Source organism: Leucobacter sp. cx-42 (genome assembly GCF_014529985.1).
In the GTDB taxonomy this organism is placed as follows: Bacteria; Actinomycetota; Actinomycetes; order Actinomycetales; family Microbacteriaceae; genus Leucobacter.
The window spans coordinates 47,438-60,422 of record NZ_JACVMU010000012.1; the positions used below are offsets into that span (position 1 = coordinate 47,438).

General features: G+C 61.5%; 8 protein-coding genes and 2 tRNA genes. 3 read left to right on the top strand and 7 right to left on the bottom strand.

Translation table 11 applies throughout. The features are described 5' to 3' along the window. Window positions 1-33: 33 nt before the first annotated feature. The gene (locus ICM05_RS11300; RefSeq protein ID WP_188024733.1) at window positions 34-2,526 is read right to left on the bottom strand and encodes a hypothetical protein; all 2,493 of its coding nucleotides are present in this window, start codon (window positions 2,524-2,526) and stop codon (window positions 34-36) included. 218 nt (window positions 2,527-2,744) lie between these two features. On the opposite strand from ICM05_RS11300, the gene ICM05_RS11305 reads away from it, so the two are divergent. Beyond that, window positions 2,745-2,818, top strand: a tRNA-Met gene (locus ICM05_RS11305). 78 nt (window positions 2,819-2,896) lie between these two features. Here the strand turns inward: ICM05_RS11305 and ICM05_RS11310 are convergent. Beyond that, on the bottom strand, window positions 2,897-3,133 hold the full coding sequence (locus ICM05_RS11310; protein WP_188024734.1) for a hypothetical protein: 237 nt from the start codon (window positions 3,131-3,133) through the stop codon (window positions 2,897-2,899). Window positions 3,134-3,309: 176 nt separating this feature from the next. Here ICM05_RS11310 and ICM05_RS11315 point away from each other — a divergent pair. Then, window positions 3,310-3,383 (top strand) — tRNA-Met (locus tag ICM05_RS11315). A 291-nt stretch (window positions 3,384-3,674) separates the two neighbouring features. Here the strand turns inward: ICM05_RS11315 and ICM05_RS11320 are convergent. From ICM05_RS11320 to ICM05_RS11330, 3 genes are read right to left on the bottom strand one after another with little or no spacing between them, the layout of a single operon-like run. Then, a complete protein-coding gene (locus tag ICM05_RS11320; RefSeq protein ID WP_251364647.1) occupies window positions 3,675-4,709 on the bottom strand; it encodes an agmatine/peptidylarginine deiminase in 1,035 nt (344 codons plus the stop codon). A 30-nt stretch (window positions 4,710-4,739) separates the two neighbouring features. Continuing rightward, the gene (locus tag ICM05_RS11325) at window positions 4,740-5,309 is read right to left on the bottom strand and encodes a TetR/AcrR family transcriptional regulator (protein WP_188024735.1); all 570 of its coding nucleotides are present in this window, start codon (window positions 5,307-5,309) and stop codon (window positions 4,740-4,742) included. A 29-nt stretch (window positions 5,310-5,338) separates the two neighbouring features. After that, window positions 5,339-6,814 carry a cytosine permease gene (locus tag ICM05_RS11330; protein WP_188024736.1) on the bottom strand — a complete coding sequence of 492 codons (1,476 nt, stop codon included), beginning with the start codon at window positions 6,812-6,814 and terminating at the stop codon, window positions 5,339-5,341. Window positions 6,815-6,908: 94 nt separating this feature from the next. On the opposite strand from ICM05_RS11330, the gene ICM05_RS11335 reads away from it, so the two are divergent. After that, a complete protein-coding gene (locus tag ICM05_RS11335; protein WP_188024737.1) occupies window positions 6,909-8,576 on the top strand; it encodes an amidase in 1,668 nt (555 codons plus the stop codon). A 106-nt stretch (window positions 8,577-8,682) separates the two neighbouring features. Here the strand turns inward: ICM05_RS11335 and ICM05_RS11340 are convergent, their stop codons facing one another. Further along, window positions 8,683-11,679 (bottom strand): UPF0182 family protein, encoded by a 2,997-nt coding sequence (locus ICM05_RS11340; protein ID WP_188024738.1) that lies wholly within the window; start codon window positions 11,677-11,679, stop codon window positions 8,683-8,685. A gap of 76 nt (window positions 11,680-11,755) precedes the next feature. Continuing rightward, window positions 11,756-12,850, bottom strand: a complete 1,095-nt coding sequence (locus ICM05_RS11345; protein WP_188024739.1) for a PDZ domain-containing protein — start codon at window positions 12,848-12,850, stop codon at window positions 11,756-11,758. Between the last annotated feature and the right edge of the window lie 135 nt (window positions 12,851-12,985).

Sequence of the window (12,985 nt, forward strand, 5' to 3'; positions counted from 1 at the left end):
CTGCTGCACATCAAATGCAAGATTCCTGGTTCGTTAACCAATCTTGCCTGCTGCGCTCTCAACACGCTGTGCACGCCTTGTGCGAATCATGTTTGTCAGCGCTACCGCAACAGCACCTCCCACCAGGCCAATACCGCAGACGAGCAGCAATTTCGCGTGCCCATTTCCGACGATAACCAAGGGCGTGCTGACCTTCGAATGCACAATCGTTCGTTCATTCTCTAGGCCACATTCACCCCGGTGCAGCAAGATTTCATCGCCTGTCTCGACATCTCGCGCGAGCAAAGTTTCTACCCAGTAGACAACACCGTCGCTCTGAGCAGTCACTGCTGGCGACCTGAACTGCGCTCCAGTCTCGTTCACGTGAACCGCGAATGTTGTCGCCACAGGCTGTGCCTCGCAGGAGGCAGCAGCAGCAGCCTCGGCTGCCGTCCAGGGCAGTTCATCTGAGCGTTCACGCCAATTCGCATCAAACTTGGGGTGTCCAACCTGTGGCTGCAAATAGGCGGTGAAGGTGAGCTCTGTTCGCATGCCTTCGGGGAGCGCCCCCTCCACCTTGGCAACATCATGCATCGATTCCCCTACGGTGACCTGTTGCACCGCTTCGGTTTCCACTCTGGGTTGCTCGATAATCGCAGACGCTTCTGGCGATCCCCACACATCACAGGTGTCGTCAATGAGCGGCTGAATCTCTTCCGGTTGATCCTCTCGGAGCACGCAGGACTGCACGGTCACTCCGCTTCGCACGTCACGCGGTACCAGCACCTCCGCTTCAGCGTGAGTTTCAGTGCCGGTACCGGCCTCCGCGGCTGACATCGGAAGCGAGTACGTTTCCCCCTCCGTCGTGTCCACTTCGGCTTCCCCTGCCGGCATGCGCGCTTCCCCACCCTCGACCCGCGTGAGCAGTCGCGCGAGTACCCGAGCGGATTCCGGAGCATGCGCCTGCGGCGAGACCCCTCGCTCAAACTCGTACATCGTTGAGCGCACCACGAGGGGAACCTTGACCTTGCCCGCGACGAGACACCCGTCGTCTTCGCACGCGAAGTCCCAGCGGGCGACCGTTGATCCGCCAATGGGCAATACCCGGTCACGTAGCTTCGTAAGCGGGACGGCGCGCATGGGTTGCACATGGGTTTCCTGGGGCTGCCCGAACTCGTCCGCAAACGCGTAGTCACCATGCAAGTGCCATGCCTCCGCCGGGCCGGTCTGCAGTTCGGGACCCTGATCCGCGCCCCGGATCCGCCACACCCAGGTATACAACCCCACCTCGCGCGCCGAGCCGGCTGGGGCGGTCGCAAGGTACTCCCCCGGGCCAGCGTCAGCGACAAGCCGCACCTGTGCCGCAACCGGCAGAGTTGCAAGGTCAAAATCGCCCGACTGGATTTGCGTGAGCGGACCATACAAGGTGCCTTCAGCCTCAAGCGCGCGAAACTTCCGTTCACCGTGCTCGACGTAGGTTGGCCAGTAGGAGCCAGCCTCGATCGCAAACGCCACTCGGTCTGTCGGCGCGTCAGAGGGAGAGAGACGCACGACATCGACCTGAGTGGAAAGCGTCGGCCTGAAGTCTGCGGGCGCAGGCACGATCCTGCCCCAACTTCCGCCTCGCGTCACCACTTCCTGCTGCGCAACGCCGAGTTGCTGCTGCGCAGCCGAGTCTCGCCCAGCGAAGACCGTGACCGCCGCGGGCCACCCGCGACGCGATACTTCCCAGCCCCCAGTCACATGCGGCCCGGTGGCGGCAGAGTCAGTCTTCCCGAGCGCCTGATCCCAGCGGATCGTGTGCGAACGGCCGTCCGTAATCGATATCGCTGTGCGATCAGGCGAATATTGCACACCAGGCTCAGGATCTCCGTTTGCGACGGCGCCACCGAGCTGAAGATGCTTCGTTCCCGCGGCCGCAACGAGCGTACCGGCTGTGCGGCTCTCCCCATCCCAGTGCATGGCGGGGGCCTGCACCTCGGCAATAGCTGGCGTTGGTTTCGCGTTGAACTTAGCCTCGCGCACCATTTGATCGGCAAGTGCGACCCAGGCTGCACCGCTCGCACGACGGTCGCGGATCACGTTCTCTTGCAGCCATGGATCACCCGCGCTTCGAATGATCCAGATTGCCAGTGAGACGGCAGCCGCACGTCCGTTTGGGTCGGCGACCGTGTGTAGCGGTACACCAAAGTTGTGCAGAATGTATGCCATCTGTCGGAGCCCTGCAAGGTCACTGTACGGCTCGACATAGTGCGCTTTCCCAGACGTCCAATACCCGCGCAATGTCGAGACATTGCTCGCCCCAGGGGCTTGCGGGTCAAGCGGTGTCTCAGCTCCAGGTTCGAGACAGTACACGGCGAGTTTGGTACCAGCCACCAAGTACGCCCCCATAAACCACTTCGAAGTCCAGATGCCGGGGCCGAAGCTCGCCGCTTGTACCGTTGTTGGCGACTGGCCCAGCGTCCAGCCGACCCCGCAGCTCAGCGCCAGCAGGACGACGAACACGCCCATCACCGCGCGCCGAACAGTGTTCGTTCTCGCTTTCACCCAGCTTCTCCACGACCCCTGGTCAATCTGTGGTCGATGTGATCTCGTACGCAAGGCAGCCTCCTTTCGACACCGCGACTTCTCCGCGATGCCAATGATTCTGCGGAACCATGCAAGCCAGACCTGAGTTACTCACATCCCCCGCCACGCCCGAACTCGGACTTTTTCCCACCTCGATTCGTCGGATGCAGATACGCCGTGTATTGTTTTACATGTGCCGCGGGATGGAGCAGTTCGGTAGCTCGCCGGGCTCATAACCCGGAGGTCGTAGGTTCAAATCCTGCTCCCGCAACTATGAGGAAGGCCCTGATCTAATACAGATCAGGGCCTTCCGGCTTTTGTGCGCCTGGATACTTTGCCGTTCCGGCAGCTACTTCTTCTCATAGAGCAGCGAGATCAGCACCTGTCCCGCATGGTGCGGCCACTCAACGAAGAGCTGATACGGCCAGCCACGGTCATCCGCCCAAGCGATTACCTCAAGCACGTTTTCCACCTCGGTCAGATGCCACTCATCGACTGCCGTCTCCGACAACCAGAAGTAGACTCGGTAATTCGGATTGTCATCCTCCGAGATTGCATTCCGCGGATCAATTGGATTCTGCTTCACACGAGAGCTCCTTGCCTTGTTCTGCCAACTATCGCAGCAAAGACCAAACCGCGAAAGGGGTCGCGCTGCTGGTCCACCGACACCACGCCCCACTCGCGCGAACGCACCGTGACGCGCCCAAGGCAACCACTCGTTTAGGTAATCATCGCGAACCCCCAGTACGCTAATAGATGTGCCGCGGGATGGAGCAGTTCGGTAGCTCGCCGGGCTCATAACCCGGAGGTCGTAGGTTCAAATCCTGCTCCCGCAACTATTGAGGAAGCCCCTGGTCAAGTGATCATCACTTGACCAGGGGCTTCCGCCTTTGTACAACGCGCCGCGAGCGCGGCGCTCGGAACACAACAGGTGGGTGTCGATCTGTATTCAGATCGACACCCACCTGTTGTATGTGAGCAACGCTGTCAGAGCCGGGCCCTCCCCCGAGTCACCTCACCGACACAGGGTGTTCCTGCCGAGATGACCCGTTGCAACGCGCTGAAACTGTCCTTTGCGGGGGAACGGGCCAGTTTCGCTGGGTTGGCGGTAACAGCGGGTGCGCGCCTTAGAACTTCGGCTGGTGCTGCGTGATGCAGTGGATGCCGCCGCCGTACGCGAAGATGTTGCGCGCGTCGACACCAACAATTTCGCGGCCGGGGTACGCCTTCGCAAGACCAGCCAGCGCAACCTCGTCGTTAGGGTCGTCGAAGGTGCAGGCGATGACCGCACCGTTGGTGACGAGATGGTTGACGTACGAGTAATCCGTCCAGCCCTCTTCGTCACGCACGCGCTCCGGCGCGGGAAGCTCGATGACGTTCCACGGCTTGCCGTCGATCGCTGTGGAGCCCTCGATGACGGCGTCGTACACGGCTCCGAGGTGGAAGTCGGGGTGCGCGGGATCGTGCTGACGGTGCACAAGAAGCGTGTGCTCGTCAGGCATGGTGGCAACGATGTCAATGTGACCGCGGGTGCCAAAGCGCTGCGAGTCACGGTAGAGGCCACGCGGGAACCAAATCGCTCGCTCGATGCCGAGTGTGCGGCGGAACTCTTCTTCAATCGCTTCGCGTGACCAACCCGGGTTGCGGAAACGGTCGAGCTGCACGGTATCGGTGAGCAGCACCGTGCCGCGGCCATCGACGTGGATGCCGCCGCCCTCGTTCACGAGCGCCGAGTCGACGAGTTCAGCTCCGGCAAGCTCAGCCACGAACTTGCCAATGTGCTGGTCGTTATCCCATACGGCCCACTCCTGCTGGCCCCAGCCGTTGAATTTCCAGTCCACCGCGCCAAGCTGACCCGCTGACCCCCGGACAAAGGTCGGTCCGATGTCGCGCATCCAGGCATCATCGAGCGGTGCCTCCACAAGCTCAATCGAAGCTGAGAGGAGTCGCTGCGCGTCAGCGCGATCCGCCGGGTCAACCACCATGGTCACCGGCACGAAATCAGCGGTTGCGTGCGCCACTGCGGTCCACGCCTCGCGGGCAATTGCGGTGTCGTCATCGGTCGTGCCGAACGATTCACCGCGCGGCGGGAACGCCATGAATACGCGCTCGTGCGGATCGGTCTCGCTAGGCATGTGCCACTGGGGTGAGTTCTGGGCCATGATGCTGGTCCTTTCAAATGGTGTTCGTAGTTAGGTGCGCGCGGCCGCAATGATCGCGGCGGCGCTCGTGCGCATCAAGCGCAGTGCAGTTTCGGTGTCGATCTGGCCTGACAGCCAGCGGCTGGACAGGCCCTCGACGAGGCTCGTGAGCAGGGTCGCAGTTTCGGCAAGCGCGGCCGCGGGGACACCTGCCTGGGCGAGCGGATCGGCGATCCGCCCCTCCCACGCAAGCGTCGTGCGGCCAAGGGCAGCCTGCAGTTCGGTTTCGAACACGGCGATGGCGCGGATCTCGTTCCACACCACCGAGTCCTCGCGTGTGCCGTCTGCATCTCCAAATTCGGCAACAAGCATTTCAATGACGGCTTCTGCTGGGGGCAACGTTGCATCGGCAACGGGACCGCGCTCGCGCACCGCCTCGTTCACCGAATCGATGGTGGCATTCAGCAGGCCGGCGCGATCATCGAAGTGGTAGTACACGAGGCCGAGCGAGACGCCCGCACGCTTCGCGACGTGCTGCACGCGCAGCCCGCGCACTCCGCTATCCGCGATCTCCTGTCTGGTTGCAGCAAGGATGCGGTCGCGAGCGTCATTTTCAGCCATGTGTATCTCCGTGTCTCGATCCGCGCCCATCACTCGGTGTGCGCAGGTACTCCGTCGTTGACTCCAGTCTCGGGCCAGATCCGAAGCGCAAGCAAGTACAACCCGCCGCCAACGAGCATCGAAAGCGGGAGACTGATGTCGATACCGCCAGCAATGTTCGCAAAGGGCGCCGCGTAGAGGTCATTTTGCACCGTGAGGATACCCGCGATCGAACCGATGATGAGCGGTACAACTGAGCGCAGGTTCCAGCCGTGGAAGAACCAGTAACGTTCGCCGGGTACGCCGAACCGCTGGAGTGCCACCGGGTCGTAGCGACCCTTGCGTGCCACGAGGAAGCCAACGCCGTTCATGACGACCCACGGTCCCGCGATCGAATTGAGCACGACGGTCATTGCCGTGATCGAAGAAATCGCATCGGTCGCGATCACGCCGAGGTACATGACAACAATGGCGATACCCGAGGTGATGAGTGTCGTCTGGGTGCGATTCAGGCGCGGGATGATCGACTCGAGGTCGAGCCCGCTCGCGTAGATATTGATGACTCCCTGGCCAAAGCCGCCCATGATCGCGAGCACCAGCAGCGGGATGAGGAACCAGGTGGGCGAGAACGCGACGAGGTCCGCAACGTACGAGGGCGACAGCGTCTCGAATGTGCTCGCGGTGAACGCACCAAACGCCGCCGTGGCAAAGAGCCCAGCAAAGATGCCAGCACTCGCTGCGAAGACGATCTGGCGATCAGTGAAGCGCTTCGGGTTGATGCGGCGAGTGTAGTCGCCGACGGAGGGCGCGTACGAGAGCGGCCCGCCAATTGAGATCGTGACGGCGAAGAGCCAGGTCGGCCAGAAGTCACCGAGTAGGTACTCCCCTGTGCTTCGTGTCGCGTCGAAGCCGGGCGCAAATGCAAACAGGCCGACGATGAGCAAGATTCCCGCGACTGGAATGATGAACTTCTGCAGTGCAACAATCGTGCCGTGGCCGTACAGCGCGATGAGGACGACCTCGATCGCGATGACCGCATAGCCAATAATGAACGCGGTGTCATTCTGCGGCGTCGCGAAGAGACGGTGTGCGCCGGCGACGAGCGCTTCGCCCGAGGTCCACACGGCAATTGCCGCGTAGGCGATCGCGAACAGCAGCGTGAGGAACGAGCCGAGCAGGCGACCGCGCATACCGAAGTGTGCACCGCTCGAGACAGGGTTGTTTGTTCCAGTGCGACTGCCGAGCAGGTTCATTGGCACCATGAGGATGAGGCCGATCGTCAGACCGACCGCGCTCGACGCGAGTGCCTGCCAAAAGTTCAGTCCGAAGGTGATCGGGAGCCATCCGAAGATGACAACCGAGAGCGCCAGGTTACCGCCGAGAAAGACTCGGAAGAGGTTGCCAGGCGTTGAGGTACGTTCAGCGGTCGGGACATAATCAACGCCCGCGCGCTCTACTCGACCAAATTGGTCGATCACTTGCGTGGCCGTGCCGGCCTCGCTGCCAGGCGTCAGTGCCTTGCCCATGTGTTCTCCTTTGAAAACGTCGTCGTTCAGCGATACAGTAACACTGACTGAATTTTCAGTCAAAACAGATTGACGATTTTTCTCAAGGGAGACAATGGTGATTCCCATCACTCCAACGACCTCAATTGCCGAGCTCACCGAGCACCTTCGCGCGGGCACCGTCACGGCAACTGAGCTGCTTGCCGCACACCTCGAACGCATTGCCGCACACCCAGAACTCAATGCGATCGTCGTCATGAACCCTGACGCCGAGGCAGAGGCAGCCGAATCGGATCGCCGATTCTCCCTCGGCGCTCCCCGCCCGCTCGAAGGCATTCCCTTCACGGTGAAAGACTCCTACATGGTGCAAGGCCTCACCGTCGCGTCCGGCTCCCCCGCCTTCGCTCATCTCGTTGCGCACTGGGACGCGTTCACCGTTGAACAGCTCCGAGGCGCAGGCGCTGTCCTCATTGGGAAGACCAACATGCCCCCGATGGCTGACGGCGGCATGCAGCGCGGTGTCTATGGCCGCGCAGAGAGCCCCTTCAACACTGACTACCTCGCTGCAGCATACGGTTCCGGATCGTCAAACGGATCAGCGGTTGCCGTTGCCGCTTCGCTCTGCCAGTTTGGCATGGGCGAAGAGACGGTGTCCTCTGGCCGCAGCCCCGCGTCGAACAACGGCATCGTTGCGTACACCCCCTCGCGCGGTGTGCTGTCACTGCGCGGAAACTGGCCGCTATTCCCCACCCGCGACGTCGTCGCTCCCCACACAAAGACCGTGGCCGACATGCTCGCAATTCTCAACGTGCTCGTACAGGAGGACCCGATCACCCGCGGTGATTTCTGGCGCGATCAGCAGGCGGTCACGCTTCCAGCCCCACGCGCACACGCCCCCGCTGATTACCGTGAGCTCGCGCAGCCTGGCGCCCTCGCTGGCAAGCGTTTCGCCGCCCCCAAGCGATTCCTTGGCAAGGACACAACGGTGCCGCTCGAAGTCCACCCAGATGTACTCGCGCTCTGGGAAGTCACTCGAAACACCCTCGAGGCAGCCGGAGCCACCGTCATCGAGACCGACTTCCCACTCGTTGACATCTACGAGGGCACGAGCATCGGCCACGATCGTACCGATGAATTCGCGGATCTTCCCGCAGGCTGGATGGCCCACGAATACACAACCTTAGTCACCGCGGCTTGGGACGGATTCCTACGAGCCAACGACGATCCACGCATCAATCGCCTTGCGCAGGTCGATCCGACCACCATCTTCCCGCTCCCCGAGGGCGCCTTGCCTGATCGCTACCCCGAGGTGCCTGACAACCTCAATCGGTACGATGAGATCCTCGAGATCGCGCACGCGCTCCCCGGTGCAACCGCGCCAGATGGCCCCGCACTCGCGGCATCGGCAACTCCCGGTTTCGCGGAGGCGCTGCCTCGCATCGAGGCGCTGCGGAAGGAACTCCTCGAGGACTGGCTCGTGCGCGAAGGCTTCGATGCCGTTGTCTTCCCCGCGAATGCAGACGTTGGCCCCGCGTCAGCTGACACGGACGAAGCTGCGGCCGATCTTGCCTGGCGCAATGGCACCCACTATTCGAATGGCAATCTCGTCATTCGCCATCTCGGGATCCCCACGGTGACCACTGCGATGGGCACGATGCATTCCACCGGCATGCCCGTCGGAGTGACCTTCGCGGGAGCTGCATACTCGGACGCTTCATTGCTGTCGTTCGCGTGGGATTTCGAGCGGGTGCGCGGATCGCGACCGATCCCAGTCGGGTTCTAGCCGTAACCGCTCAGCAAGACATGGTGTCCACTCAGCCTGGGCATACACAGAGGGAGGGCCCGGAGCATCTGCTCCGGGCCCTCCCTCTGTGTATGCGACGCGGCGACTACTCAGCAGCGATTGCGGCTTCAAGCGCCGCGCGCAGCTTCTCGTCTGCCTTGCCGTAGGCGGTCCAGTCACCCTTCTTCATTGCAGCATCGCGCTCGTCGATTGCCTGCTGCATCTGCTTCAGGATCTCCTTCGTGGTCTGCACGGTCGGCGTCTGCTCACCGTCGGTGCCGTCTTCAGCGCCAGCTTCGGAGTCGTCGGTGCCGCCGCCAGCGACATTGCTGTCACCGGCAGAGACGCCCGAGTTACCACCGAACAGCTCGTCAAGTGCGGCATCAAGCGTGTCTTCGAAGGCGATGTCATCACCGAACGAAACGAGCACCTTCTGGAGCAGCGGGAACTGCGTACCAGATGACGCCTCAATGTAGACAGGCTGGACGTACAGCAAGCCACCACCGACAGGCAGCGTCAGCAGGTTGCCACTGACGACCTGCGTGCCACCCTGACGCAGCAGGTTCAGCTCCGTCGACACCTTCGGGTCAGTGTTGAAGTTGTTCTGCATCTGACCAGGGCCAGCAATCGTGTTGCCCTTTGGCAGGGTCAGTAGCTTCAGCGTGCCGTAATCGTCTGAGATCACGCCGTCCTTCGAACCAGCGTTCGAGTTCGCGGCGAGATAGCCCGTGAGAATGTCGCGCGCGTTCTTACCGGTCGCATCAGGAACATACGTCGAGTAGATCGAGTAGTTCGGCTCTGCGTCCTTACCGGCAGACAGCGTGAGGTAGTACGGCGGCTGCGCCACTTCCTGGGTGCCGTCGGTCGTCTTCGATGCGACGGGATCGTTCGGCGTACGCCAAGCGTCTTCCTTCGAGTAGAACGCGCCAGCATCAGTGACGTGGTACTTGCTCAGTACCTCGCGCTGCACCTTGAACATGTCCGTCGGGTAACGGACGTGGCTGAGCAGGTCGCCGCTCATCTCCGATACCGGGGTGAAGGAGTCAGGGTAGATCGACTGCCAGGCCTTCAGGATGGGATCGGTTTCGTCCCAGGCATACAGCGTGACAGATCCGTCGTACGCGTCAACCGTCGCCTTGACCGAGTTTCGAATGTAGTTGAGGTTCTTCGGCAACGGCGAGGTACGCGCCGTGTCCGCATCGGCGATGAGCGAGTTCATATCGTTCATCTGCGAGTACGGGTAGTTTGCCGAAGTCGTGTAGCCGTCGATGATCCAGACGATGCGTCCGTCGACCACCGAAGCGTAGGGCGACTCGTCGAGCGTCAGGTACGGTGCAACCTTCTGCACGCGCTCGAGCGGGTTGCGGTCGTAGAGCACCTGCGAGCCCTCTGCAACATCACCCGACAGCAGCAGCTCGACGTCCTGGAACTTGAGCGCGTAGATCATCTTGGTGAGGACATTGCTCAGGACCGGGCCACCATCGCCCGAGAACGTCGTGAAGTTCGGGCGACTATCGTCAGCCTTCGTTTCTTCCGCGTCTGCGGCCTTCTCGACGTCATCGGTCTTCTCGCTCGGCTCACCCTTGGCCGACTCCTCAGCGGTGGACTCAACATCGGAGTCCGCGGGGTAATCGAGCTCGATCGCCTTCTTCCGTTCGCCACCCACGACCGAGTATTCAGGCGAGTTCATGCCGAAGTACACACGGGGCTCGAACTCGCCGAGACGACCCGTGCTGGGAATTCCGCTCTCGAGGAAGACGGGTTCGCCACCGGACGAACGCTGGTTACCGTAGGCCGCGACGAGGCCATAGCCGTGCGTGTATACGAGGGTGCGGTTGTACCAGCCGGTCTGCCCGGAGATATCAATGTCGCGAACCGCAGAGATGGTGTCTTCCACCTTGCCATCGAGCACGTAACGGTCGACGTTCAGGCTCTCGGGGAACTTGTAGTACTGCTTGCTCTGCTCGAGCTGCGAGAACGTACGAGCGATCTTCTCGGGGTCCATGATGCGAATGTTTGCCGTTGCGACGGCATCGTCGCGGAGTGCGCCTGGCTCAGCATCGGTTTCTGCGTCATAACGTTCGATCTTGACCTTGTCGAGACCGTATGCCGCACGTGTTGCTTCGATGTTGCGCTCGATGTACTCAGACTCGAGGCTCTTCTCATCGGGGGTGACGCGGAACTGCTGGATGGTCCAGGGGTAGCCAACGCCGACGACCAGTGCCGACACAACGAAGAGCGAGGTGCCGATTACGGGCAGACGCCACTTGCCGGTAAACGCGGTCACCAGGAAGAGGATTGCAACGATTGCCGCGATGCCAGCGAGAATCTGCTTGCCGGGAATCACGGCATTGGCTCCCGCGTACATCGCACCGGTGCCGATGGATGTGCTCTCGGTCAGCGTGCTGTACTGGCCGAGCCAGAGGCTGCCACCAAGGATCAGCAAGAAGAGGAAGATGAGGATGGCCGCCTGAATACGCGTCGCCTTCGAGACTCGGAACTCACGTGCCGAGATCGAGACGCCACCGTAGAGGAAGCTCGTTGCGACGCCTGCGATGAGGGAGATCAGTACCACTGCCGAGGCAAACGAGAGCACCGACTGCCACAGCGGCAGCGCAAACAGGTAGAACGAGATATCAAGGTTGAACTGGGGATCAGTGGTGCCCGTGGGCGAACTGTTCATCCAGAGCATGACCTTCTGCCAGCTCGACGCCGCAGCCGTGGCCGCAAACAGACCGATGACCGCTGGCAGACCCCACTTCACGACGCGGCGGATCGGCTCAAACGCCTCCTGATAGCGGTCGAGCTGTGCCGTCAAGCGCGCGTAGACGGGACGCTTACGGTATGCAATATCGATCGACAGGAACACCGGGATGGCCATTCCCAGGAAGCCGATCACAAACATCACCGCCGCCGCAATCCACTGGGTTGCAAATACCGGCAGGTAATCCACCTGGCGGAACCATAGAACTTCGGTGAATACCGCCGCTACAGCCAAAAAGGCAATCACGAGAGCCACCACGAGCACGACAGTAATCGCGAGTGGTGAAAACTTCCTCGTTTGGGCGGGTTCAGTAACAATCGGGTCGGTCACGTCTGCCATTACACGCTTTCTCGTCGCCGGTGTTCATTACACCGCGGGCAAGGTTTCTACCACCCTACCTGTCCGAGCTGGCGAGTTACCTGGCTTTACACAGTTCGAGTCCGGCTGGCTTCGTTCCGTTCTGATATTCCTGCACCACGCTGAGTGCCTCATCGAGCGTCCCGACCGGCGCGACGGTGAGACCTGACGGCACGTTTTCGGGGACCTGACCGCAGTTCTCGAGTGGCATGAGGAAGAGGTCGGTGCCTGCGCGATCCGCCGCCCACATCTTCTGCTTGAGGCCGCCAATCGCACCGACGGTGCCGTCCGCGCTCATGGTGCCGGTTCCGCTCACGTTGAGTCCGTCAAAGAGCTGTTCCTCAGTGAGCCGGTCAATTACGCCAAGTGCGAATACGAGACCGGCGCTCGGGCCGCCAATATCTTCGAGGTGGATCTTCACGGTGTCCGGAATGTCCGCGTACTGCGTAAGCGTCACACCGATGCGCGGCGCTTCAGCATCAGCTGGCTGTTCCGGGGTGATGGTGACGGTCCGCATCTTGCCGTCACGGCGGATGCCAATTTCGATGGGATTTCCCGCGCCGCGTTGTGTGAGCAACGCTCGGAACTCGTCGAGGCTCGTGATCGGTGCGCCGGCAGCGGTGACGAGCACGTCATCGGCTTGCAGCACCCCTTCCGAGGCTTCTCCCTTGGCTACATCGTGTACCCGAAGCTCGGCGGTGATCTCCTCGCCGAGGGCAGCGTACGCCGCGATGAGCGCGGTTGACTGCGAAGATTCCATCATTGCGGCGCTCAGCTCCTTGCGTTCGTCGCCGGTGATGTTGTCAGGGTAGACCTCCTCGATCGGCAACCGATCCTGGGTCTCATCGAAGAACGTTGGGATGATCTCGAAGAGGCTTGCGCTGCGCTCCGGGGTGCCAATGAGCGAGACGGTGAGGAGATTGAGCGTTCCAGGGGTATCGAAACCACCATCGTCTGTCGATTCAATGACATCAACTGCGCCAGTTTCAAGCTCAATCTCACCCAGCACGTTCACCACCGGACCCGGGCGTTCCACCGCGAATCCCGAGGGGATGAATCCGACGAGCATCAAGACCACAATCACCATCGTGGCAATCGTCGTCCCGCTCGGCTTCTTCCAAGACCGCTTTACCGCAGTGGTTTCCTGGTTCATTCCGCTCCTCGCAGTGTTCCGTTTCGGAAATAGCGTTGCCCCTGTGATCCGCGCTTCAGACCGGCTGTTCGCAGTCGGCGCAACGGAATCCCGGCGACGGAGGCCAATCTAGCAGGCGAAACCGAGCCTGTTGCC